General features: G+C 62.7%; 19 protein-coding genes and 2 pseudogenes. 10 read left to right on the top strand and 11 right to left on the bottom strand.

Annotated elements, in window-relative coordinates; all coding sequences use genetic code 11:
- Nucleotides 1-8 precede the first annotated feature (8 nt).
- Together Q9451_RS29945 and Q9451_RS29940 are read left to right on the top strand one after the other, a co-directional pair.
- Nucleotides 9-1034 carry a putative 2-aminoethylphosphonate ABC transporter substrate-binding protein gene (locus tag Q9451_RS29945; protein ID WP_012274684.1) on the top strand — a complete coding sequence of 342 codons (1026 nt, stop codon included), beginning with the start codon at nucleotides 9-11 and terminating at the stop codon, nucleotides 1032-1034.
- A 74-nt stretch (nucleotides 1035-1108) separates the two neighbouring features.
- A complete protein-coding gene (locus Q9451_RS29940) occupies nucleotides 1109-1657 on the top strand; it encodes a phosphonate degradation HD-domain oxygenase (protein WP_012274683.1) in 549 nt (182 codons plus the stop codon).
- A 17-nt stretch (nucleotides 1658-1674) separates the two neighbouring features.
- Here Q9451_RS29940 and Q9451_RS29935 read toward each other — a convergent pair whose 3' ends face one another.
- Nucleotides 1675-3039 (bottom strand): GTPase/DUF3482 domain-containing protein, encoded by a 1365-nt coding sequence (locus Q9451_RS29935; protein WP_012274682.1) that lies wholly within the window; start codon nucleotides 3037-3039, stop codon nucleotides 1675-1677.
- Complete coding sequence (locus tag Q9451_RS29930) at nucleotides 3032-4423, bottom strand: DUF2868 domain-containing protein (RefSeq protein WP_012274681.1); 1392 nt, start codon at nucleotides 4421-4423, stop codon at nucleotides 3032-3034. Before Q9451_RS29930 ends, Q9451_RS29935 begins: the two co-directional genes overlap by 8 nt.
- A gap of 54 nt (nucleotides 4424-4477) precedes the next feature.
- Here Q9451_RS29930 and Q9451_RS29925 point away from each other — a divergent pair, with 54 nt between their 5' ends.
- A complete protein-coding gene (locus Q9451_RS29925; protein ID WP_012274680.1) occupies nucleotides 4478-4993 on the top strand; it encodes a dihydrofolate reductase in 516 nt (171 codons plus the stop codon).
- Nucleotides 4994-5028: 35 nt separating this feature from the next.
- Here Q9451_RS29925 and Q9451_RS29920 read toward each other — a convergent pair whose 3' ends face one another.
- Nucleotides 5029-6420, bottom strand: coding sequence for an L-cystine transporter (locus Q9451_RS29920; RefSeq protein ID WP_012274679.1), 1392 nt, complete (start codon nucleotides 6418-6420; stop codon nucleotides 5029-5031).
- Nucleotides 6421-6664: 244 nt separating this feature from the next.
- On the opposite strand from Q9451_RS29920, the gene Q9451_RS29915 reads away from it, so the two are divergent.
- The 3 genes and pseudogenes from Q9451_RS29915 (at nucleotide 6665) to Q9451_RS29905 (ending at nucleotide 9493) form a co-directional block, all read left to right on the top strand.
- A complete protein-coding gene (locus tag Q9451_RS29915) occupies nucleotides 6665-7720 on the top strand; it encodes a phosphorylcholine phosphatase (RefSeq protein WP_012274678.1) in 1056 nt (351 codons plus the stop codon).
- A 166-nt stretch (nucleotides 7721-7886) separates the two neighbouring features.
- Nucleotides 7887-8405 (top strand): annotated as a pseudogene (locus Q9451_RS29910) (DUF4433 domain-containing protein); the annotation flags it as partial.
- Nucleotides 8405-9493: pseudogene (locus tag Q9451_RS29905) on the top strand (macro domain-containing protein). The pseudogenes Q9451_RS29910 and Q9451_RS29905, both read left to right, overlap by 1 nt.
- A 61-nt stretch (nucleotides 9494-9554) precedes the next feature.
- Here the strand turns inward: Q9451_RS29905 and ilvD are convergent.
- Together ilvD and Q9451_RS29895 are read right to left on the bottom strand one after the other, a co-directional pair.
- Nucleotides 9555-11396 carry a dihydroxy-acid dehydratase gene (gene ilvD, locus Q9451_RS29900; protein WP_012274676.1) on the bottom strand — a complete coding sequence of 614 codons (1842 nt, stop codon included), beginning with the start codon at nucleotides 11394-11396 and terminating at the stop codon, nucleotides 9555-9557.
- A 271-nt stretch (nucleotides 11397-11667) separates the two neighbouring features.
- On the bottom strand, nucleotides 11668-12864 hold the full coding sequence (locus tag Q9451_RS29895; RefSeq protein WP_012274675.1) for a class I SAM-dependent rRNA methyltransferase: 1197 nt from the start codon (nucleotides 12862-12864) through the stop codon (nucleotides 11668-11670).
- A 182-nt stretch (nucleotides 12865-13046) separates the two neighbouring features.
- Between Q9451_RS29895 and Q9451_RS29890 the strand changes: the two genes are divergently transcribed.
- Nucleotides 13047-13865 carry an HDOD domain-containing protein gene (locus Q9451_RS29890; RefSeq protein ID WP_171577246.1) on the top strand — a complete coding sequence of 273 codons (819 nt, stop codon included), beginning with the start codon at nucleotides 13047-13049 and terminating at the stop codon, nucleotides 13863-13865.
- A gap of 3 nt (nucleotides 13866-13868) precedes the next feature.
- Nucleotides 13869-14681 carry a bifunctional DNA-formamidopyrimidine glycosylase/DNA-(apurinic or apyrimidinic site) lyase gene (gene mutM / locus Q9451_RS29885; RefSeq protein ID WP_012274673.1) on the top strand — a complete coding sequence of 271 codons (813 nt, stop codon included), beginning with the start codon at nucleotides 13869-13871 and terminating at the stop codon, nucleotides 14679-14681.
- Between the two features lie 148 nt (nucleotides 14682-14829).
- Here mutM and Q9451_RS29880 read toward each other — a convergent pair whose 3' ends face one another.
- The 5 genes from Q9451_RS29880 to Q9451_RS29860 all read right to left on the bottom strand — a co-directional run bounded on the left by Q9451_RS29880 (nucleotide 14830) and on the right by Q9451_RS29860 (nucleotide 19326).
- Entirely contained in the window at nucleotides 14830-15081 is a 252-nt protein-coding gene (locus Q9451_RS29880) for a YfhL family 4Fe-4S dicluster ferredoxin (RefSeq protein ID WP_009683359.1), read from the bottom strand.
- 107 nt (nucleotides 15082-15188) lie between these two features.
- Nucleotides 15189-15668, bottom strand: a complete 480-nt coding sequence (coaD, locus tag Q9451_RS29875; RefSeq protein WP_012274672.1) for a pantetheine-phosphate adenylyltransferase — start codon at nucleotides 15666-15668, stop codon at nucleotides 15189-15191.
- Nucleotides 15669-15780: 112 nt separating this feature from the next.
- Nucleotides 15781-17379 (bottom strand): GMC family oxidoreductase, encoded by a 1599-nt coding sequence (locus Q9451_RS29870; RefSeq protein ID WP_012274671.1) that lies wholly within the window; start codon nucleotides 17377-17379, stop codon nucleotides 15781-15783.
- A gap of 20 nt (nucleotides 17380-17399) precedes the next feature.
- Nucleotides 17400-17885, bottom strand: a complete 486-nt coding sequence (locus Q9451_RS29865) for a hypothetical protein (protein ID WP_012274670.1) — start codon at nucleotides 17883-17885, stop codon at nucleotides 17400-17402.
- Between the two features lie 10 nt (nucleotides 17886-17895).
- On the bottom strand, nucleotides 17896-19326 hold the full coding sequence (locus Q9451_RS29860; RefSeq protein ID WP_012274669.1) for a coniferyl aldehyde dehydrogenase: 1431 nt from the start codon (nucleotides 19324-19326) through the stop codon (nucleotides 17896-17898).
- Between the two features lie 151 nt (nucleotides 19327-19477).
- Between Q9451_RS29860 and Q9451_RS29855 the strand changes: the two genes are divergently transcribed.
- Together Q9451_RS29855 and Q9451_RS29850 are read left to right on the top strand one after the other, a co-directional pair.
- On the top strand, nucleotides 19478-20143 hold the full coding sequence (locus Q9451_RS29855; RefSeq protein ID WP_012274668.1) for a TetR/AcrR family transcriptional regulator: 666 nt from the start codon (nucleotides 19478-19480) through the stop codon (nucleotides 20141-20143).
- Nucleotides 20144-20178: 35 nt separating this feature from the next.
- Complete coding sequence (locus Q9451_RS29850; RefSeq protein ID WP_012274667.1) at nucleotides 20179-21033, top strand: sulfurtransferase; 855 nt, start codon at nucleotides 20179-20181, stop codon at nucleotides 21031-21033.
- A gap of 12 nt (nucleotides 21034-21045) precedes the next feature.
- On the opposite strand, the gene Q9451_RS29845 is transcribed toward Q9451_RS29850, so the two are convergent.
- Complete coding sequence (locus tag Q9451_RS29845) at nucleotides 21046-22038, bottom strand: hydrolase (RefSeq protein WP_012274666.1); 993 nt, start codon at nucleotides 22036-22038, stop codon at nucleotides 21046-21048.
- Nucleotides 22039-22095 lie beyond the last annotated feature (57 nt).

Below are 22095 nucleotides of genomic sequence, written 5' to 3'. Positions count from 1 at the left end.
ACCTACCCATGTACAAGCACCTTGCACTTGCCGCTGCTGTTTGCGCCGTGTTCAGCCTGCAGGCTTCGGCCGCCAATACCCAGCTGACGGTCTACACCGCGCTGGAAGCCGAGCAATTGAAGAGCTACAAACAAGCCTTCGAAAAAGCCAACCCGGATATCGAGATAAAGTGGGTGCGTGATTCCACCGGCATCATCACCGCCAAGCTGCTGGCCGAGAAAGACCGCCCGCAAGCCGACGCGGTTTGGGGCCTGGCGGCGTCCAGCCTGGCGATTCTCGACCAGAACGGCATGCTTGAAGCCTATGCACCGAAAGACCTGGGCAAGATCTCCGGCAACTACCGGGACGCTGCCAACCCTCCGGCTTGGGTGGGTATGGATGTGTGGGCCGCGACCATCTGCTTCAATACCATCGAGGCCGAGAAGCAGGGCCTGAGCAAACCGGTGAGCTGGCAGGACCTGACCAAGCCCGAGTACAAGGGCAAGATCGTCATGCCCAACCCGGCCTCGTCCGGCACCGGTTTCCTTGACGTGAGTGCCTGGTTGCAGACCTTCGGTGAACCGCAAGGCTGGGCCTACATGGACGCGCTGCACCAGAACATCGGCCAGTACGTTCATTCCGGCTCCAAACCGTGCAAGCTGGCAGCGGCAGGCGAGTTCCCGATCGGTATTTCGTTCGAATACCCGGCCGTGCAGCTCAAGCGCCAGGGCGCCCCCCTGGACATCGTGCTGCCGAAGGAAGGCCTGGGTTGGGAGATCGAGGCGACTGCAGTGATCAAGGGCTCGCCCAAGGCGAATGCGGCCAAGCGCCTGGCTGATTTCTCGGCAAGCCCGGCGGCCATGGAGCTGTACAAGGAAAACTTCGCCGTGCTGGCCGCGCCAGGCATTGCCAAGCCGCAGACCGAGTTGCCGGCAGACTATGAGCAGCGCCTGATCAAGAACGACTTTGCCTGGGCTTCGAAAAACCGGGATGAAATCCTGACCGAATGGCGCAAGCGCTATGACGGCAAGTCGGAGAAGGTGGCCCAGCAGTAACCTGTACCGGCCTCTTTGCGGGCACGCCCGCGAAGAGGTCACCGCCGCTATCAAGCCAGGACTACTAGATACCGATGCCTACTCCAGCCCAGATCATCGATAGCACCTTTGCCCTGTACGCGCGCCATGGCAGCGACGACTACATCGGCGAAGCCATCACCCAGCTCGAGCACATGTCCCAAGCCGCGCAACTGGCCATGGCCGAAGGCTTCGACGATGAAGTGGTGCTGGCGGCGTTCTTCCACGACATCGGCCATCTGTGTGGTGGTGACGCCAGCATGGGCGGTTACGGCGTGGTCAGCCATGAACGCATCGGCGCCGAATATTTGCGCCGTTGTGGTTTTGGCGAGCGCATGGCGCGGCTGGTGCAGTATCACGTGGAGGCCAAGCGTTACCTGACTTTGCGGCAAGCGGGGTATTACCAGCGGTTGAGTGAAGCGAGCAGGCGCACCCTGGAGTATCAGGGCGGCATGATGAGCGAGGCCGAGGCGGATGCGTTCGAGCGGGATCCGCTGTTCGAGGTCAGCCTGCGGATGCGGGAATGGGATGAAATGGCCAAGGAAATTGGAATGCCAGTGGTTGATCTGGAGGGATTGAAGCAGAAGGCGCTGGCACTCCTTTGAAAGATGGGCCTGGTTACTCAGATCTGAGTAACCAGCGCCTCAAGCTGTTCTTGCCGTTCAGCCTGGTTCAACTTCGCCCCAGGATTGAGCGTGGACCACTGGGGGTGCGCTCGTGCTTTCACCAGTGCCTCCGGCAACTTGCCCTCGCGCCAGGCTTTCTCATCCACCTCACCCAGACGAATACTGTCCTGTGCCGCATGCCCGCGGCTCTCCAGCGCCATCATCAACTGCTGCTGACGCAGAGCCAGCAAGCGCAACACGGTATCGTCCACGGTCAGCTCGCGTTTGCCCTTGAGCTTGCCCATCAACCGCGAACCATAGTTGCGCGCCGTCTGTAGCGCGCCGCCGGCAATCGCCCCAGCCAACGCCGCCGCACCCAAGGTAAGGCCGCCGACCAGTAGATCCACCCCAGCGCCCGCTGCCGCACCCGCTGCCACACCGCTGCCCAGGCGCACGCCCAGCAACTTCAGGGTTTCGGGGTTGAACAGGTCATCGCCCCAGCGGCCATCGAGCAACGGCAGGTCGCTGGCATGGGCATCCTCGCGGCGGAATGCGTACAGCTTGAGCAAGGCTTCAACGCAACGCTGCTCACGTTGGCGTATGTCTTGACGCAGGGCTTCCATCGCCCGGGCTTCGGCCGCCGGTTCGGCTTCGACGCTGCGCCGGCAGGCGGCGCAGTCCAGCAGCAGTTCGGCAATCAGCCGCTTGCCACTGTGCCGGCGGGCCAGGCGTTGCGCTTGCTGGTCGTCGATCAGCCGCTGCAGGGCTGGGCGGGCGTCCTCCAGCAGTAGGGCAAGGCTCTCGTACAAACGGCGCTCGCCATCCTCGGGCGGGGCCACGCTGTCGAACCGCACCAACGCGTGAAGGCCAAGCCGGGCAAGGGCTTCACGCCATTGCGGCTCGCGGTGCTGGTGGCTGGCGACGAAGTTGAGCACCGGCAGCAACGGCTTGCCGCAGCTGGCGAGTACTTCCAGTTCGTCGCGGTATTTGGCCAGCACCGGCTCGCGCGCATCGATCACATACAGGCCGGCATTGCTGGCCTGCAGTTGACGCAGCACTTTGGCTTCTTGCTCGAAACGCTGGCGCGCTTCGCTGCCCTGCAGAAAACGCTCCAGGCGGGCCGGGCCGTCCAGACGCTCGCCAGGGCGCTCCAAGCGTTCGAGGTAGTCGAGCAGGGCGATGGCATCTTCCAGGCCTGGGGTGTCGTACAGCTCCAGCAAGGGTTCGCCGTCCACCGACAGCCGCGCACCCTCGACATGGCGAGTGGTGCTGGGGCGATGGGATACCTCACCAAAGCCCACGTCGCGGGTCAGGGTGCGCAGCAACGAAGTCTTGCCGACGTTGGTGTGGCCGACCACGGCCAGTTTAAGTGGCTCAGTCATGGCCATGCTCCAGCCAGGTCAAAGGCGAGGTGTCGGCGTGTGCCAGGCCAAGGCGGTCGAGGGCTTCGTGCCAGTCGCCCAGGCGCCGAGCATCCAGGGCCTGGCCGGGGGCGGCCTGGAGCAGCCAGATGCGCGTTGCGCCGGCATTGCGCGCCAGTTCTGCAAGCAACGCCAGGCTGCCGCGGTCGGGTGAGCGGCGTGGGTCGCAGGCAATGGCGAGGCGTGCCGGGGGGAAGCGGCTGAGTTGCTCGAGCAGGCGGTTGCGCGATTCACGGCTGTCGAGCACGCCGGCATCGATCACGTTTTTCGGCAGGGCGGGTGGCCAGGGGCGCTGGTCGTCCAGCTCCAGGCCGACCAGCAGGGCACCGCTGCTACCGCTTTCCAACTGGCCTGCGGCAAATTGCGGCAAGGCTTCGGGGGCGGCGTCCTGTACGCCGATTCGCTCGCTACGCGGCATCAGTGCTTCACGCAACTGCGCATAGCCGGGCAGGCTCAGGTCCAGCGCCAGGCGTTCGCGGCCCTGGCGCCAGCGCCACAGGCACAACCCGGCCAGCAGCAGGCGCGGCAGCAGGCCATACACCAACACCACGCCGAGCAGCCAACTGGCCCAAGCCTGGCGTGCCAGCTCCAGGGCAGGCTGGCTGTCGCCGCTGGCGCGAATCATGGCCTCATCGGGCACGGCGAAGCCCAGCAACGAGGGCAGGGCGCCCAGCGCCTGGGTCAGGTGAATGAACGGGTCGGCGGCAAGCAGGGTGGTTTCCCAGACAAAGCCGTAGCGCCGGGTGGCCAGCAAGGCCAGCAGCATGCCCAGGGCGGTGAGCATCGCCAGCAGCCATAGGCCATGCACCAACAGGCCGAGCAGCCAGCGGTTGAGGCGCTGGCGCTGCAGCAGCACCAGCAACGCCGGCGCCAGGTGCGCGGCCTTGGCATCGCGGGCGAAGCGTTCGCTCAACCACAGCCACAAGCGGCCCAGCCCCGCGCCATGTTCGCCGCTCAGGGCAAAACCGATGGCCCAGCCCAGCAACATCAACAGGTTCAGCCCAAGCAGGCTGCCCAAGGCCCAGAATACGTTAACCGGTCGCTGCCCGTCGCCCAGGGCGGCCAATGCCAGGCCGGCACCGCTGAGCACGGCCATCAGCAGCAAGGCCAGCAGCGCCAGGCGCGCGCCTTGCTTCCAGTGGCGCAGGGCGGCGCTCATGCCGTCGCGTTCGGCCAGAAACAGCGCCCGATTTTCGATGCGCGTCGCCAGGTCGCCGCCGAGCTGGCGAGCATGGCGATTGGCTTCCTGGTCATCCAGCAGGCCGGCGTGTTCCTCGCGCAGGCGTACCGCTTCGGTGAGCCAGCGCTTGTCCAGTGGCGTGGGTGCAGTCACAAGGTCTTCCATTGCACAGGTCAAGGCAGAAGCATAACCCACACGCCCGGTGCTATCCTCGCTGGCATGAATACATCACTCCCCCTCAGCCTGATCGCGGCTTACGCCGAGAACCGCGTGATCGGCATCGACAACTCCATGCCCTGGCATTTGCCGGGGGACTTCAGGTACTTCAAGGCCACCACCCTGGGCAAGCCGATCATCATGGGGCGCAAGACCTGGGATTCGCTGGGCCGGCCGCTGCCTGGGCGGTTGAATATCGTGGTCAGTCGCCAGGCTGGGCTTGAACTGGTGGGTGCCGAGGTGTTCGCCTCGCTTGAAGAAGCGCTGGTGCGGGCCGAACAGTGGGCGCGCGAGCAGGGCGTTGAGGAACTGATGCTGATTGGCGGGGCGCAGTTGTATGGCCAGGCGCTGGAGAAAGGGCTGGTCAGCCGCATGTACCTGACGCGGGTGGAAATGGCGCCGGAAGGGGATGCCTGGTTCCCGGAGTTCGATCAGGGGCAGTGGAAGCGGGCGTCGAGCGAGGCACAGGCTGAGGAAGGCAAGCCGGCTTATCACTTCGAGGTTTGGGACAAGGTTTGAAATTGCCGGGGGCGCAACGCGCCCCCGGCAAACTGTCAGGTATGGCTCAGTTCGGCATGCTCATCGCCCGCCAGCACATCCTTGTCGGTCTCTTTCAACAGCTGGCTGGTCACCACGCCGGCCGTCATCGAACCATTCACGTTCAACGCCGTACGCCCCATGTCGATCAGCGGCTCCACCGAAATCAGCAACGCCACCAATTCCACCGGCAAGCCCATGGCCGGTAGTACGATCAGCGCGGCAAAGGTGGCACCGCCGCCCACGCCAGCAACCCCAGCCGAACTCAACGTGACAATGGCTACCAGAGTAGCGATCCACAGCGGGTCGAAGGTATCGATGCCCACCGCTGGCGCCACCATCACCGCCAGCATTGCGGGATAGAGGCCGGCGCAGCCGTTCTGGCCAATGGTGGTGCCGAACGATGCGCTGAAGCTGGCGATCGACTGCGGCACACCCAGGCGGCGGGTTTGCGCTTCGATGTTCAGCGGAATGCTGGCGGCGCTGGAGCGGCTGGTAAAGGCGAAGGTCAGTACTGGCCACACCTTGCGGAAGAAGCGCAGTGGGCTCACGCCAGTGGCGGCGAGGATGATGCCGTGTACCACGAACATCAGCGCCAGGCCTAGGTACGACACCACCACGAAGCTGCCCAGCTTGAGGATGTCTTCCATGTTGGAGCTGGCCACCACCTTGGTCATCAACGCCAGCACGCCATACGGGGTCAGCTTCATCACCACCCGCACCAGGCGCATCACCCAGGCCTGCAGGGTATCGATGGCCGACAGCGCGCGTTCGCCCTTCTCGGCATCTTCCTTGATCAGTTGTAGCGCCGCCAGGCCGATGAACACGGCGAAGATTACCACGCTGATGATCGAAGTCGGCTTTGCACGCGCCAGGTCACCCACCGGGTTGCTGGGGATGAACGACAGCAGCAGTTGCGGGATGTTGAGGTCGGCGACCTTGCCGGCATAGTCGCTGTGGATAACTTGCATGCGTGCGCTTTCCTGGGCACCGGCCACCAGGCCCTCGGCGCTGAGGCCGAACAGGTTGGTCAGCACGATGCCGATCAGCGCGGCAATGGCGGTGGTCAGCAGCAGGGTGCCGATGCTCAGCACGCTGATGCGGCCCAGCGAAGAGGCATTGTGCAGGCGTGCCACGGCGCTTAGGATCGAGGCGAAGATCAGCGGCATGACGATCATCTGCAGCAGGCCGACGTAGCCGTTGCCGACCAGGTCAAGCCAGGCGATGGTGGCCTTGAGCACGGGGTGGCCCGCGCCATAGATCGTGTGCAACACGAGGCCGAAGACTACGCCCAGCACCAGGCCCAGCAGTACTTTCTTGGCCAGGCTCCAGTCGGTGCGGCGGGTTTGTGCCAGGCCCAGCAACAGGGCCAGGAACGCCAGCAGGTTAAGAGACAGCGGCAGGTTCATTGAAGCTCCAGCATAAAAAGCAAAGGAAGCATCGCCTCTTGTGAGCGATTGCGAACGGAAATGCTAACAGCCTGAAAACAAACGAATTTATACCCAAATGGAATGTGCATAGTCGTTTATGGAATAACGGCGTGTCGCGGATTGCAATGAACACGGCGTTTGCAGCTGTCTGGAGGTCGTTATCGAGGGTTGTCGTTAGGGATTGTTGCACTAGCGTTTCTGGGTCATTTCAGGAGATTCGTACATGAAGCGCGCCCCGAAAGCCGTGGCCCTCGGCCTGTCCCTGCTGTTCAGTATCGAAACCTTCGCCACCGAGCTCAAGCACTGGCCTGCCGAGGCCGCCAAGCAGCTCGACAGCATGATCGCCGCCAATGCCAACAAGGGTAACTACGCGGTGTTCGACATGGACAACACCAGTTACCGCTATGACCTGGAAGAAGCCTTGCTGCCGTTCATGGAAAACAAGGGCCTGCTGAGCCGCGAGAAGCTCGACCCGTCGTTGAAGCTGATGCCATTCAAGGACACCGCCGAGCACAAGGAAAGCCTGTTCAGCTACTACTACCGCCTGTGTGAAGTCGACGACATGGTCTGCTACCCGTGGGTGGCCCAGGTGTTCTCCGGTTTTACCCTGAAGGAATTGAAGGTGCAGGTGGATGAGCTGATGGCCTCCACCAAGCCAATCCCCAGCACGTATTACGAAGGCGACCAGGTCAAGGCCATCGAGGTGCAGCCGCCCAAGGTGTTCAAGGGCCAGGCCGAGCTGTACAACAAGTTGATGGAGAACGGCATCGAGGTGTACGTGATTTCGGCGGCCTCCGAAGAGCTGGTGCGCATGGTCGCCTCGGACCCCAAGTACGGTTACAACGTGAAACCGCAGAACGTGATTGGCGTCAGCCTGCTGCTCAAGGACCGCGCCAGCGGCCAACTGACCACCGCGCGCAAGCAGATCGGCGCCGGGCACTACGATGCCAAGGCTAACGAGGGCCTGGAGCTGACGCCCTACCTGTGGACCCCGGCCACCTGGATGGCGGGCAAGCAGGCGGCGATCCTGACCTATATCGATGAATGGAAGAAACCGGTGCTGGTGGGCGGCGACACGCCGACCAGCGATGGCTACATGCAGTTTCACGGGGTGGATGTGGGCAAAGGTGGCATCCACTTGTGGATAAACCGCAAGGCCAAGTACATGGACCAACTGAACGGGATGATTGCGAAGAATGCGGCGGCGCAGGCCAAGGAAGGGTTGCCGGTGACGGCGGACAAGAACTGGGTGATCGTGACGCCGGAGCAAATTCAGTAAGGGTTAGGTTTATTTGAGCCGGCTGCGCCCTGGCAGATGTGGATCCAATGACTATGTTTGATGGCATATGGATATCATTTTTGCCAGAGGTTGCCAGTGGCTATTCGAGATCAGCAGTTCATCTACCACCTAACAAGTATCGACAATGTCCCTTCCATCCAGTGCTTACATTGGAATCGGGAACCCAGAGCTGATCAGCAAGCGAGCGCAACGCCACGTGCCCATAGAGCCCAATGGGACGCTGGCAGATTATGTGCCGTTTTACTTCACCCCATTCTCCGTGATGATGAAGAACATCCATTCGGGGTGGGGCGTTTCTCAGCGGCGGAATGAAGAGATCGTGATTCTTGTCTCCAGCCTGTACCATGCGCAGTCGCTGGGTCTGCGGTTTATCTTCACGGACGCACATGCCTACCCGCATTGGGCCGGTTACTACAGCGACCTTACGCAGCTCGACAAAATAGATTGGGAGGTTTTGCAGCGCAGGGACTTCAAGCGTGACCCTGATGACCCCCGAAAAATGGAGCGCTATCAGGCTGAGGCCCTTATCCATGGACATGTCCCGGTCGCTGGCCTTCTGGGAATAGTCTGCTACAACGAAGCTTTGAAGCGTCGTATCGACAAGGAGGTTCAGCAACGTCAGCTGAATCTTGCCGTATATGCTCGCCCTGGGTGGTACTTCTGATGATTCGCTTTATGCAAGGTAACCTGCTGGAGGCAAAAGCCGAAGCGCTGGTTAATACAGTCAACACAGTAGGGGTGATGGGGAAAGGCATTGCGCTGATGTTCAAGGAGCGTTTTGCCGAAAACTATCGCCTGTATGCTGCTGCCTGCAAAGCGAAAGAAGTCGTTACCGGGAAGATGTTTGTTACTGAGGTGCGTGAGCTGGATGGTCCGCGCTGGATTGTGAATTTTCCCACCAAGCGGCATTGGCGCTCACCTTCGCAAATCGGCTGGATCGTCGATGGTCTCCATGATTTGCGGAACTTCATCCTCGAGAACCAAGTAGCATCGATTGCAGTCCCGCCACTTGGCGCTGGCAACGGAGGGTTGCCTTGGGCTGCGGTACGAGAACAGATTGAGAGTGTTCTAGGTGATCTGGATGCGGATATTCTCGTTTTCGAGCCTACGGCAAATTATCAGAACGTTTCCAAGCGCAGTGGTGTTGAGAATTTAACCCCGGCTCGAGCCTTGATCGCAGAGCTGGTGCGCCGCTACTGGGTGCTGGGAATGGAGTGCAGCTTGCTCGAAGTCCAGAAGCTTGCCTGGTTTCTGGAGCGATCAATCGAGCGGTTCACGCCAGGTTCCAACCCATTGGAGTTGAAGTTTGTCGCTCATAAGTATGGTCCTTACGCCAACCGGCTTGAACATCTGCTAGATAATCTGGATGGCAGCTATTAGCACTGCGGAAAGCGGATCAGCGATGCAGGCCCTCTGGACGTGATCTGGTTTGATGAGGGGCGCAAGTCATTTGTACAGGCGTATTTGAACAGTGAAGCCAAGGCCTATTTGCCGGCGTTGGAGTTCACTGCCGAATTGATTGATGGTTTCGAGTCTCCGTTTGGTATGGAGCTACTGGCCACCGTTGATTGGCTATTACATGAAGAGGGTGTTGAGCCGACGATTCGCGCAATTCGCGAACATCTGAAAAGTTGGTCTGGAGGGGCAGGTGCCGCTGCTCGAAAAAGCAAATTGTTCGATGACGAGTCACTTGGAATCGCTCTCCAAAAGCTGTCAATGTTTCAAACGGACCCCGTCACCTCGCTTCATTGACCGTCAATGAGCAATAAAAAGAACCGGCGCTCAAGGCGCCGGTTTTTATGCAGCCAGAGCTTCAGAGCCCTTCCAGCATCGCCTTGTTACGCACAGCACCCTTGTCGGCACTGGTCGCCAGCAGGGCATAGGCCTTCAGCGCGGTGGTCACCTTGCGTGGGCGTACTTCCGCAGGCTTCCAGCCCTTCTTGTCCTGTTCGACGCGGCGCTCGGCCAGTTCTTCATCGCTGACCAGCAGGTTGATCGAACGGTTGGGGATGTCGATCAACACCTTGTCGCCGTCGCGCACCAGGCCGATGGCGCCGCCAGCAGCGGCTTCCGGCGAGGCGTGGCCGATCGACAGGCCCGAGGTGCCGCCCGAGAAGCGGCCGTCGGTGAGCAGGGCGCAAGCCTTGCCCAGGCCTTTGGACTTCAGGTACGAGGTCGGGTACAGCATTTCCTGCATGCCTGGGCCGCCTTTCGGGCCTTCGTAGCGGATGATCACGATGTCGCCCGCCTTCACCTCGTCGGCAAGAATGCCGCGCACCGCGCTGTCCTGGCTCTCGAAGATTTTGGCATTGCCTTCGAATACGTGGATCGATTCGTCTACGCCAGCGGTTTTCACCACGCAGCCATCCAGGGCGATGTTGCCGTACAGCACGGCCAGGCCGCCCTCTTGCGAGTAGGCGTGCTCGAAGCTGCGGATGCAGCCGTTTTCACGGTCGTCGTCGAGGGTTTCCCAACGGGTCGACTGGCTGAACGCGGTCTGCGTCGGGATACCGGCAGGGCCGGCCTTGAAGAAGGTGTGCACGGCTTCGTCATCGGTCTGGGTGATGTCCCATTTGGCGATGGCTTCTTCCATGCTGCGGCTGTGCACGGTCGGCAGGTCGGTGTGCAGCAGGCCGCCACGGGCCAGCGAACCGAGGATGCTGAAGATGCCGCCGGCGCGGTGCACGTCTTCCATGTGGTACTTCTGGATGTTCGGCGCCACTTTGCACAGCTGCGGCACTTTGCGCGACAGGCGATCGATGTCACGCAGATCGAATTCGACTTCGCCTTCCTGGGCTGCGGCCAGCAGGTGCAGGATGGTGTTGGTCGAACCGCCCATGGCGATGTCGAGCATCATGGCGTTTTCGAACGCCTTGAAGTTGGCGATGCTGCGTGGCAGTACCGACTCGTCGTTCTCGCCGTAGTAGCGTTTGCACAGCTCGACGATGGTGCGGCCGGCGGTGAGGAACAGCTGCTCGCGGTCGGCGTGGGTGGCCAGGGTCGAGCCGTTGCCCGGCAGGGCCAGGCCCAGGGCTTCGGTCAGGCAGTTCATCGAGTTGGCGGTGAACATGCCGGAGCACGAACCGCAGGTCGGGCAGGCGCTGCGCTCGTATTCGGCGACTTTTTCATCGGAAGCCGAGGAGTCGGCAGCGATCACCATGGCATCGACCAGGTCCAGGCCGTGGCTGGCCAGCTTGGTCTTGCCGGCTTCCATCGGGCCACCGGACACGAAGATCACCGGGATGTTCAGGCGCAGGGCGGCCATCAGCATGCCGGGGGTGATCTTGTCGCAGTTGGAGATACAGACGATGGCGTCGGCGCAGTGGGCGTTGACCATGTATTCCACGGCGTCGGCAATGATCTCGCGGCTTGGCAGCGAGTACAGCATGCCGTCGTGGCCCATGGCGATGCCGTCATCGACCGCGATGGTGTTGAATTCCTTGGCCACGCCACCGGCGCGTTCGATTTCGCGGGCAACCAGCTGGCCCAGGTCCTTCAGGTGCACGTGGCCCGGGACGAACTGGGTGAACGAGTTGGCGATGGCGATGATCGGTTTCTTGAAGTCTTCGTCCTTCATCCCGGTGGCGCGCCACAGGGCACGGGCGCCGGCCATGTTGCGGCCTTGGGTGGAAGTCTTGGAACGATAATCAGGCATGAAACACTCCTGGCGGCTTAATCAGGTCACAAATAGGGGAGTGAGCTTCTCTTGTCCTTTGCGCCGCAGGCCGGTTGCCACTGGCACGGATGGGGCCGAAGACCGCGCGGGATCGCCGCGTGCTTGGCCAGAGCTCATAAACCCGCCGGGGATGACTGGCGATGAATAGGCCGATTCTACACCGCTGGCGCGGCGAGGGAATGCGCATGTGGATGGTTGGCGGGGGGATTGCGGCAGGAAAGGGCCGCTGGGCGGCCCTTTTTAGCAGATATCAGCTGTTGGGCAGCAACCGGCAGGTGATGCTCTTGATGTAGCGGGTTTCGGCGATGGCCGGGTGCACCGGGTGGTCCGGGCCCTGGCCGCCGCGTTCGAGCAGTTGCAGGTTGCGGTCCAGGTGGCGGGCGCTGGTCAGCAGGATGTTGTTCAGATCGTCCTCGGGCAAGTGCATCGAGCACGAGGCGCTGACCAGGATGCCGTCCTTGTTCAGCATGCGCATGGCCTGTTCATTCAGGCGACGGTAGGCCGCTTCGCCGTTTTTCAGGTCCTTCTTGCGCTTGATGAAGGCGGGTGGGTCGGCAATGATCACGTCGAAGCGTTCTTCGGCAGCCTTGAGCTCGCGCAGGGCTTCGAACACGTCGCCTTCGATGCAGGTCAGCTTCTCGCTGATGCCGTTGAGTGCGGCGTTACGCTCCACGCCATCCAGGGCAAACCCCGAAGCATCGACGCAGAACACTTCGCTGGCGCCGAAGGCGCCGGCCTGCACACCCCAGCCACCGATGTAGCTGAACAGGTCGAGTACACGCTTGCCTTTCACGTACGGAGCCAGGCGCGCACGGTTCATGCGGTGGTCGTAGAACCAGCCGGTTTTCTGGCCTTCGCGCACCGGGGCTTCGAACTTGACGCCGTTCTCTTCCAGCGGCACCCAGTCCGGTACTTCGCCGTAGACGGTCTCGACGTAGCGCTGCAGGCCTTCGGCATCACGCGCAGCGGAGTCGTTCTTGAACAGGATGCCGCTGGGCTTGAGCACCTGCACCAGGGCGGCGATCACGTCGTCCTTGTGCGCTTCCATGGTAGCCGAGGCCAATTGCACCACCAGGATATCGAAGAAGCGGTCGACCACCAGGCCCGGCAGCAGGTCGGAGTCGCCATAGACCAGGCGGTAGCAGGGCTGGTCGAACAGGCGCTCGCGCAGCGACAGGGCAACGTTCAGGCGGTGGACCAGCAGCGACTTGTCCAGCGGCAGCTTGATGTCGCGCGACAGCAGGCGGGCGCAGATCAGGTTGTTCGGGCTCAGCGCGACGATGCCCAGCGGCTTGCCGTTGGCGGCCTCGAGAATGGCCTGCTGACCGGCCTGAAAGCCTTGCAGTGGGGTCGCGCTGACATCGACTTCGTTGCTGTAGACCCACAGGTGGCCGGCGCGCAGGCGGCGGTCGGCATTGGCTTTGAGGCGAAGGCTGGGCAGGGACATGACGTCGCTCCGGGAAAAAAGAGCGGGAGTATAACCTGTTGGCCTTTCGATCGGTGCAGGCCTCGACAAAGGGCGGCAAGGCTGCGCCTGCCGGGTTAGAATCCCCCGTCCTAAACGAGTGTGCACGTATGTCCCAAGAACTCAGCGCCGAACAGATCCAGCAAGCCTTGCAAGGCATCACCATCCCGCCGCAACCGCAGATCATGGTCGACCTGCAGTTCGAGCAGTACATGCCTGACCCGGACCTGGAAACCATCGCCAAGCTGATTTCCCAGGACCCGGGCCTCTCTGGCGCCTTGCTCAAACTGGTCAATTCCCCGCATTTCGGCCTGTCCAACAAGATCGGCTCGATCCAGCGCGCGGTGAACCTGCTGGGTAGCCGTTCGATCATCAACCTGATCAACGCCCAGTCGATCAAGGGCGAGATGTGCGACGAAACCATCGTTACCCTCAACCGCTTCTGGGACACCGCCCAGGATGTGGCGATGACCTGCCTGACGCTGGCCAAGCGAACCGGTATCCAGGCAGCGGACGAGGCCTACACCCTTGGTTTGTTCCATGATTGTGGCGTGCCGCTGATGCTCAAGCGCTTTCCCAATTACATGGATGTGCTGGAAGAGGCATACGCCAAGGCCGACGAAGCAACGCGCGTGGTCGACACCGAAAACCGCACGTTCAACACCAACCATTCGGTGGTTGGCTATTTCACCGCCAAGTCCTGGCGTTTGCCCGAGCACCTCAGCGGGGCCATCGCCAACCACCACAACGCCCTGGCTGTGTTCCGCGACGACACCTCGCGCAATACCCAGAGCCAGCTGAAGAACCTGCTGGCGGTACTGAAGATGGCCGAGCACATTTGCGCGTCCTACCGGGTACTGGGCAACCAGGCGGTGGACCACGAATGGAATGTAGTCGGCCCACTGGTGCTCGATTACATTGGCTTGTCGGAATACGATTTCGAAAACCTCAAGCAGAACATTCGCGAGCTGGGCGGGCACTGACACATGCCGGAATTGCCAGAAGTAGAAACCACCCGGCGCGGTATCGCACCGCACCTGGAAGGCCAACGCGTCAGCCGTGTGGTGGTGCGTGACCGGCGCCTGCGCTGGCCGATTCCGGAAGACCTCGATGTGCGCCTGTCAGGGCAGCGTATCGTCAGCGTCGAACGACGCGCCAAGTACCTGTTGATCAATGCCGAGGTCGGTACGCTGATCAGCCACCTGGGCATGTCGGGCAACCTGCGTCTGGTCGAGTTGGGCTTGCCGGCGGCCAAGCATGAGCACGTCGACATCGAGCTGGAGTCGGGGCTGATGCTGCGCTACACCGACCCGCGCCGCTTTGGTGCCATGTTGTGGAGCCTGGACCCGCTCAACCACGAACTGCTGCTGCGCCTGGGGCCGGAGCCGCTGACCGACCTGTTCGACGGTGAGCGCCTGTTCCAGCTGTCCCGCGGGCGATCGATGGCGGTCAAACCGTTCATCATGGACAACGCGGTGGTGGTGGGGGTGGGCAACATCTACGCCACCGAGGCACTGTTCGCTGCGGGTATCGACCCACGTCGGGAGGCGGGCGGGATTTCCCGCGCGCGCTATTTGAAGCTGGCGATCGAGATCAAGCGGGTGCTGGCGGCGGCAATCGAGCAGGGCGGTACTACCCTGCGCGACTTTATCGGTGGCGATGGGCAGCCGGGGTACTTCCAGCAGGAATTGTTCGTCTACGGGCGGGGCGGGCAGCCGTGCAAGGTGTGCGGCACGGCGCTGCGCGAGGTGAAGCTGGGGCAACGGGCGAGCGTGTACTGCCCGCGCTGCCAGCGCTAAGCCTTACATGTAGGAGCGGCCTTGTGTCGCGATGGGGTGCGAAGCGCCCCCAAAAATTTCAGCTCTGCTGCAGAAATTGCCGGGGCCGCTGCGCGGCCCATCGCGACACAAGGCCGCTCCTACAGGGACCCAGCAGGCTTGAGGGGGCTCAGGCTTTGCCGGTAATGCGGCGATACTTGGCCATCAGCTGTTCTTCGGTTTCCGGGTGCGCTTCATCCAGTGGGATGCAGTCGACCGGGCACACCTGCTGGCACTGCGGCTCGTCGTAGTGGCCCACGCACTGGGTGCACAGGTTAGGGTCGATCACGTAGATCTCTTCGCCTTGGGAGATAGCCTCGTTCGGGCACTCGGGTTCGCAGACGTCGCAGTTGATGCAATCGTCGGTGATGATCAGGGACATGGGGACTCCGGCCGGGGCGCTTCGCCCGGGCATGTTCAACGCAATGGGCACAATTGTGCCGCATTCGCGCCCGCAGTGCACGCGGGCGCGACAATCAGGCGTCAGGCTTACTTCTTGAAGCGTTCAGTCAGCGCGTCGGCCACCACCGGGTGGACGAACTTGGTGATATCACCGCCCAGCGCCGCAATTTCCCGGACCAGGGTCGAGGAGATGAACGAATAACGTTCCGATGGCGTCAGGAACAGGCTCTCCACATCGGGGGCCAGTTGCCGGTTCATGTTCGCCAACTGGAACTCGTACTCGAAGTCGGACACCGCACGCAGGCCACGCAGGAAGACGTTGGCGCCCTGTTCCTTGGCGAAATGCGCCAACAGGGAAGAAAAGCCGATGACTTCGACATTGGGCAGGTGCTTGGTGACCTCACGGGCGAGCGCCACCCGTTGTTCCAGCGGGAACAGCGGGTTTTTCTTGGGGCTGGCCGCCACCGCGATGATGACGTGGTCGAACAAGCGCGAGGCGCGCTCGACCAGGTCGCCATGGCCTTTGGTAATGGGGTCGAAAGTACCCGGGTACAACACTCGGTTCATCGCGTCATCCTGGCTGGAGTGCGTTGGGGAGTCGGATGGTAGCGCAGCGACGGCGCCTCGGCCAAGTCATGCGGCCGGCTGATGGCACTATAGACAGCGGGCGTATTCGTTGTCATGCGCTGTGTGCCAGGCGGGCGACCAGCGCTTCGCTGAGCTTGGCGCTGATGGCATACACCGACAGCTGTGGGTTGGCACCGATGCTGGTGGGGAACAGCGAGCCGTCGTGAATCGACAGGTTTTCCAGCTGGTGATGACGGCCCAGGCTGTCGCACACCGCCTGGCGCGGGTCTTCGCCGAGGGCACAGCCTCCCATCACATGGGCGCTGCCCAGGCGCGTGCGGAAGGGCTCCAGGCGCAGCGTATCGATCATGGCCAGGGCCTGCTCCAGGTTGGATGCGGCGCTGGCGTCGCTGTGCACGGGGGTTACCTGAATGGCGCCAGCGGCGAACTGGACTTGCGCCATGCTGCGGTAGGCCCGGCGCAAGCCGTCACGCAGGTAGTCGGTGACCGGGTAATCGAGCACGGGCGAGCCATCCCCGCGCAGTTCCACCGCCCCACCTTGGCTTTCGGGGTGAAAGCCGTCGCGCAGCAGCGCCAGCATCACATGGGTATGCGGCAGCTCGGCCATGCGCTGGGCATTCTCGTGGCCGTACCCGCCCAGCAGGGTGCTGGCCAGGGCCGGGTGCAGCGGCGGTACTTCCAGCTTGTAGCCAACCGGGCCGTCCGCACCGCCTTGCCACTGGAAGTGGTCGCTGTAGATCGACTGCGGGGCGCCATAGTAGGGGTCGATACGCTCGCTGAAGCGTGCCGCGCTGAAGTTGACCAGGTGCAGGAAGGTGCGCTTGCCCAGGCGGCCATGCGGGTCGGGCGCGGCAGAGCGCAGCAGCAGGGCCGGGCTGTTGATGCCACCCCCGGCGAGCAGGTAATGGCGTGCCCGCACGCTGACCTGCTTGCCGGTGGGCTGTATGCCTTGGGCGTCCAGGGCCTGGCAGGTCAGGCTCTGGACGCGCGCTCCGTTGTGCGTGAAACGCTCGGCCCGGGCCAGGTACAGCAGCTCACCGCCTTGCTCGAGGGTGGCAGGAATACGGGTTACCAGCATCGATTGCTTGGCGTTTACCGGGCAGCCCATGCCGCAGTAGCCCAGGTTCCAGCAACCGCGCACATTGCGCGGGATCACCGCCCAGCGGTAGCCGAGCTGTTCGCAGCCACGGCGCAGTACGTCATTATTGGCATTTGGCGGCAAAGCCCAGGGCGTTATGCCCAGCTCCTGCTCCATGCGCTCGAACCAGGGGCGCAGCTCCTCCTCGCCCAAGCCGCTCACGCCGTGGGCCGAAGCCCAATGCGTCAGGGTTTGCGGCGGGGTACGAAAGCTCGAGGTCCAGTTCACCAGTGTGGTACCGCCCACGGCGCGGCCCTGCAGGATGGTAATGGCGCCATCCTTGCTCATGCGCCCCAGGCCTTCCTGGTACAGGCTGGCGTAGGCTTCGCTCTCCAGCAGGTGGAAATCGCTGCTGGTCTTCAGCGGGCCTTCTTCGATCAGCAGTACCTTGAAACCGGCAGCACTGAGCATCTGCGCGCTGGTGGCACCACCGGCGCCACTGCCGATCACGGCAATGTCGGCCTCCAGGCTCAGATCGTGCTCCAGGCGTGAGGCGTCGTGGGTGATCCAGCCGCGTTCGAGGCCTTGGCGAAACGGGTCGGGTACAGGCATTGGCGATGCTCTTGTTGTTTTCAGATTTTCGGTGGCCCTGGGTAACCGCAGGCGGCCCAGGATTCGGGGCGTTCGTACCAGGCCATCTGCAGCAGTTGCAGCAACGAGGCGTGCCCCATGCGCAGCAGGTTCAGCGAGCTGTCCTGCCAGCGCTGCAGGAAGGCTGTGACCTGCCGGGGGTCAGCTTGCCCCCAACTGCCCCAGATACCGGTCAGCGGGCCGCGAGTCAGCGGCAGGCTGAGTACGTCGAACAATTGCCGGGTCAGCTTGAGCATTTCCGGCGACAGCGCCGCCAGCTTGTGGTCGAGGCTACGCAACACCAGCGTCTCGGTGGCTTGTGCACCGGCCAGTACCACAGGGATCAGCGCACGCAGCAGTGGCAGGTCATCGTCGCGCAGGGCTTGATAGCCGGTCGCGGCTGTTTGCGCGCTACAGCCAATCAGGCTGGCGCTTGCCAGAAAGGCGCTGGCGCCAAGGCTCAAGCGCAGCAGGTCGCGGCGTTGCATAGGCTGGCCCTCAGCGGATGAAAAGCTTGTAGACCAGGCGCTGCAAGGCTTTGCCATAAGGCGGGTAGATCAGCCGGGCGGCGTTGATGCGTTGTTTGGCCAGTACCGCCTTGGCTTTGCTGAAGGTCAGGAAGCCTTCATGGCCGTGGTAATGGCCCATGCCTGAAGGGCCGATGCCGCCGAATGGCAGGTCGTCCTGAGCCACGTGCAACAAGGTGTCGTTCAGGCATACACCACCGGAATGGCTGTACTGCAGGACATGCTGCTGTTCGCTGCGATCGTAGCCGAAGTAGTACAGCGCCAGTGGTCGCGGGCGCTGGTTGATGTAGGCGAGCGCGTCATCGAGGGTGGAATAAGGCACCAGCGGCAGCAGCGGGCCGAAGATTTCATCCTGCATCACCTGCATGCTGTCGTTCACCTTGGTCAGCAGGTGTGGCGGCAGGCGTCGGCCTTGGCGCGGTTCGTCGGGGTACAGGTCCACCACCTGCGCCCCCTTGCTGCGAGCATCATCCAGCAGATGCTCCAGGCGCTGGAGCTGCCGTGGGTTGATGATGGCGCTGTAGTCTGGGTTGTCGGCGATGCGTGGGTACATGCGCCTTACGACGTTGCGGTAGGCATCGACGAAATCGTTCAGACGCTCGCGTGGCACCAGCACGTAGTCGGGGGCGACGCAGGTCTGGCCGGCGTTGAGCGTCTTGCCGAAGGCAATGCGCTCGGCGGCAACCTCCAGCGGTACATTGGCCGAAACGATGGCGGGAGACTTGCCGCCCAGTTCCAGGGTCACCGGCGTCAAGTTTTGTGCGGCAGCCAGCATGACCTGGCGGCCGATGCTGGTGGCGCCGGTGAACAGCAGGTGATCGAAGGGCAGGCGAGCGAACGCCTGGCCCACTTCGACTTCGCCAAGGACCACGCTGACCAGGTCCTCGGGGAATACCCGTTGCAGCAGTGCTTTAAGGGCCAGGCCAGTGGCCGGGGTCGCTTCGCTAAGCTTGAGCATGACCCGGTTGCCGGCGGCAAGGGCGCAGGTCAGTGGGCCGATGGCGAGGAACAACGGGTAGTTCCACGGCACGATGATGCCAACCACGCCCAAGGGCTGGTACAGCACCCGCGCGCTGGCCGGTTGGAACGCCAGGCCCACAGCCCGCTTGGCCGGGCGCATCCAGCGCCGCAGGTGGCGTTCGGCGTGACGGATGCCTTGCACCGACGGTAGTAACTCGGCCAGCAAGGTCTCATCGGCACTGCGCCCGCCGAAGTCGGCATCGATCGCCTTGATCAACTGCTGTTGGTCTGCAAGCAGCGCTTCGCAAAGGCTTTTCAGCCACTGCCGCCGCTGCGCCGCAGGGGGCATGGGGTTGCCGGCAAAGGCCTTGCGCTGAGCGGCGAACGTGGCGTCGAGGTTGGTGTCGGAATACACAGCAGGCAAGGCAATGGGCGAGGTCAAGGCGGTCTCCCGGCTGAGCTTGAAATCTCTAGAGCCTATACTCTAATTTGTACCATGGTGCGACTATTTTCACAGCACAGAACGGTGCACCCGTGAGGTGAATCGCCGTAAGATGGCCCTTTATCGAAAGCCCGCGAACTGGAAGCTGAGCATGGCCCCGCGCATGAAGACCCGAGAGCGCATCGTGCAGAACAGCCTGGAGCTGTTCAACCTGCAGGGCGAACGCAGCGTCAGTACCAACCACATCGCCGCGCACATGGAAATCTCGCCCGGCAACCTGTATTACCACTTCCCCAACAAGCAGGCGATCATTGCCCTGTTGTTCAGCCAGTACGAAGCGCTGGTGGACAGCTTCCTGCGCCCGCCGCAAGGGCGCGCGGCCACCGTGGAGGACAAGCGCTTCTACCTCAAGGCCTTGCTGGCGGCGATGTGGAACTACCGCTTCCTGCACCGAGACCTTGAGCACCTGCTGGACAGCGATGCCGAACTGGCCGCCCGTTATCGGCGTTTTTCCGAGCGTTGCCTGCGCCAGGGCCAGGCGATCTACCGCGGTTTCGTCGAGGCGGGCATCCTGGCCATGGCGCCGGCGCAGATCGAATCGCTGACCATCAACGCCTGGATCGTGCTGACATCGTGGGTCCGTTTTCTCAGCACCACGCGTGAACATTCCGCGCACCTGGGTGAAGAAGCCTTCAGGCGCGGCGTTTATCAGGTGCTGGTGCTGGAACTCGGCTTTGTCACTGACAGCGCCCGCACTGCCGTGGACGCGCTGTGCCAGGAATTCCATGTACCGTTCAACCAGGCCCTGGAGCATTAGCCCAGGGCACGAGTGCCATCGATCAGGAGATTGTCATGCCCCTTGCGCAATTGATCACCCCGCAGCAGTTGGCCGAGCGTCTGGACTCGCCCAAGTTGGTGATCCTCGACTGCCGCTTTGCCCTCGAAGATGTGGACTATGGCCAACGCAGCTATGCCCAGGGGCATATTGCCGGGGCGCATTTTGCCGACCTGGACCGCGACCTCAGCGGGCCGGTGAGCAAAGGGCGTACCGGGCGCCACCCCTTGCCCGATGCGCAGCGGCTGGTCGCGCGCCTGCGTGAGTGGGGGCTGGACAATGACAGCGAGGTGGTGCTGTACGACGACGGCCCTGGCGCTTTTGCTGCCCGTGCGTGGTGGCTGCTGGCCTGGCTGGGCAAGCGCAGTGGTGTGGCGATCCTCGACGGTGGCTTGAAGGCCTGGCATGCGGCGCACCTGCCGCTGAGCCTGGACCCTGCGCCCAAGCGTGAAGGCACCTTCAGTGGTGAACCTGACGCGAAACTGTTGATCGATGCCGAGCACCTGGGCAAGCGCCTGGGCAGTACCGACCTGACCTTGATCGATGCGCGTGCGTTACCGCGTTTTCGCGGCGAGGTGGAACCGATCGACCCGGTGGCAGGGCATATTCCCGGGGCCCTGTGCGCAGCGTTTACCGACAACCTGGGGGCTGATGGGCGCTTTTTGCCGGCGGACCAGCTCAAGCAGCGCTTTGCCGAAAAGCTCGCTGGGCGGGCACCGGAGCAGTTGGTGTCTTACTGCGGGTCTGGGGTAACGGCTTGCCATAACCTGTTTGCGATGGCATTGGCGGGGTACCCGCTGGGCAAGCTGTACGCCGGGTCGTGGAGCGAGTGGATCAATGATCCTAAGCATGGTGTAGCCACCGGCGAGTAAGCGCTCAACGCTTCATTGGCCGTCCACCAGCCATTGCGGAATCCGCCGCTCCAGGTAGTACCCCGGATTTCGCAGGCTGCCATCGACAAAGCCCACATGGCCACCGCGGCTGTGCAGTTCGAAGCGGCTCTGTGGTGCCAGTTCACGGGCGGTTGGCAGGCTATGGCCGGACACGAATGGGTCGTCGCTTGAATGGATGATCAGCGTAGGCGTGCGGTTCTGGCCAAGGAAATAATGACTCGATGAGCGGCGATAGTAGTCATGCGCGTCGCGAAAGCCGTTGAGCGGTGCCGTGACTTTGCCGTCGAAGTCCCAGAATGTGCGCAAGTGGGTCAGTTGGCCCAGGCGTTCCAGTGCCGCCAGTCGCTCATGCTGGCCCTGGTCGTGGAAGTGCCGCTGCTTGAGCTGAACATAGGCCCGCATCTCGCGCATGAAATGCGCCTGATACACCTTGGAGAACCCCTGGCCGATACGGTCGGCGCAGTGGTCCAGGCGAAATGGCACCGACACTGCAACCGCGGCTTCCAGTTGGCTGGCAACGCCGCTCTCGCCCAGGTATTTCAACAGCACGTTGCCACCCAGCGAGTAACCCACCGCATACAGCGGTGCCAACGGGCGTTGGGCGCGCAGGTGGCTGATGATTTCCGCCAGGTCTTCGCTGGCGCCGGAATGGTAGCTGCGCGGCAACAGGTTGGGCTCGCCTGAGCAACCACGCCAGTTCACCGCCACGCTGGCCCAGCCGCGACCTTGCAACGCTTGCTGCAAGCCTTTCACGTAAGGCGAGTGAGACGAGCCGGTCAACCCATGCAGCACGAGCACCAGTGGCGCATGGGGCTGGTGCGGGCCGTGCCAGTCCAGGTCGATGAAGTCGCCGTCGGCCAGCCACAGCCGCTCGCGGTTGCGCTGTAGTTCAGGCAGCTTGCGCCACAGTGGCCCCCACAGCGTTTGCAGATGGGGATTGGACAGGCCGATGGCCGGACGGAAGGTGGCGCTGAGGCTGGGCATGCTGGGCGACTCGTGATGTGCCTGCCTAGAGTGCCATGAAACAGCGCCACAGTACCT

Source organism: Pseudomonas sp. NY8896 (assembly GCF_039634505.1).
The sequence above is the reverse complement of the archived record's forward strand: the minus strand, read 5'-3'. Positions and strand labels throughout refer to the sequence as shown.

Bases quoted from the DNA above. Each gene is read 5' to 3' on its own strand.
- Q9451_RS29915 (WP_012274678.1), top strand. From the start codon at position 6,665: ATGAAGCGCGCCCCGAAAGCCGTGGCCCTCGGCCTGTCCCTGCTGTTC.
- Q9451_RS29880 (WP_009683359.1), bottom strand. From the start codon at position 15,081: ATGTCCCTGATCATCACCGACGATTGCATCAACTGCGACGTCTGCGAA.
- Q9451_RS29920 (WP_012274679.1), bottom strand. From the start codon at position 6,420: ATGAACCTGCCGCTGTCTCTTAACCTGCTGGCGTTCCTGGCCCTGTTG.
- mutM (WP_012274673.1), top strand. From the start codon at position 13,869: ATGCCGGAATTGCCAGAAGTAGAAACCACCCGGCGCGGTATCGCACCG.
- Q9451_RS29895 (WP_012274675.1), bottom strand. From the start codon at position 12,864: ATGTCCCTGCCCAGCCTTCGCCTCAAAGCCAATGCCGACCGCCGCCTG.
- Q9451_RS29865 (WP_012274670.1), bottom strand. From the start codon at position 17,885: ATGCAACGCCGCGACCTGCTGCGCTTGAGCCTTGGCGCCAGCGCCTTT.
- Q9451_RS29945 (WP_012274684.1), top strand. From the start codon at position 9: ATGTACAAGCACCTTGCACTTGCCGCTGCTGTTTGCGCCGTGTTCAGC.
- ilvD (WP_012274676.1), bottom strand. From the start codon at position 11,396: ATGCCTGATTATCGTTCCAAGACTTCCACCCAAGGCCGCAACATGGCC.
- Q9451_RS29930 (WP_012274681.1), bottom strand. From the start codon at position 4,423: ATGGAAGACCTTGTGACTGCACCCACGCCACTGGACAAGCGCTGGCTC.
- Q9451_RS29940 (WP_012274683.1), top strand. From the start codon at position 1,109: ATGCCTACTCCAGCCCAGATCATCGATAGCACCTTTGCCCTGTACGCG.
- Q9451_RS29870 (WP_012274671.1), bottom strand. From the start codon at position 17,379: ATGCCTGTACCCGACCCGTTTCGCCAAGGCCTCGAACGCGGCTGGATC.
- Q9451_RS29845 (WP_012274666.1), bottom strand. From the start codon at position 22,038: ATGCCCAGCCTCAGCGCCACCTTCCGTCCGGCCATCGGCCTGTCCAAT.
- Q9451_RS29935 (WP_012274682.1), bottom strand. From the start codon at position 3,039: ATGACTGAGCCACTTAAACTGGCCGTGGTCGGCCACACCAACGTCGGC.
- Q9451_RS29855 (WP_012274668.1), top strand. From the start codon at position 19,478: ATGGCCCCGCGCATGAAGACCCGAGAGCGCATCGTGCAGAACAGCCTG.
- Q9451_RS29925 (WP_012274680.1), top strand. From the start codon at position 4,478: ATGAATACATCACTCCCCCTCAGCCTGATCGCGGCTTACGCCGAGAAC.
- coaD (WP_012274672.1), bottom strand. From the start codon at position 15,668: ATGAACCGAGTGTTGTACCCGGGTACTTTCGACCCCATTACCAAAGGC.
- Q9451_RS29850 (WP_012274667.1), top strand. From the start codon at position 20,179: ATGCCCCTTGCGCAATTGATCACCCCGCAGCAGTTGGCCGAGCGTCTG.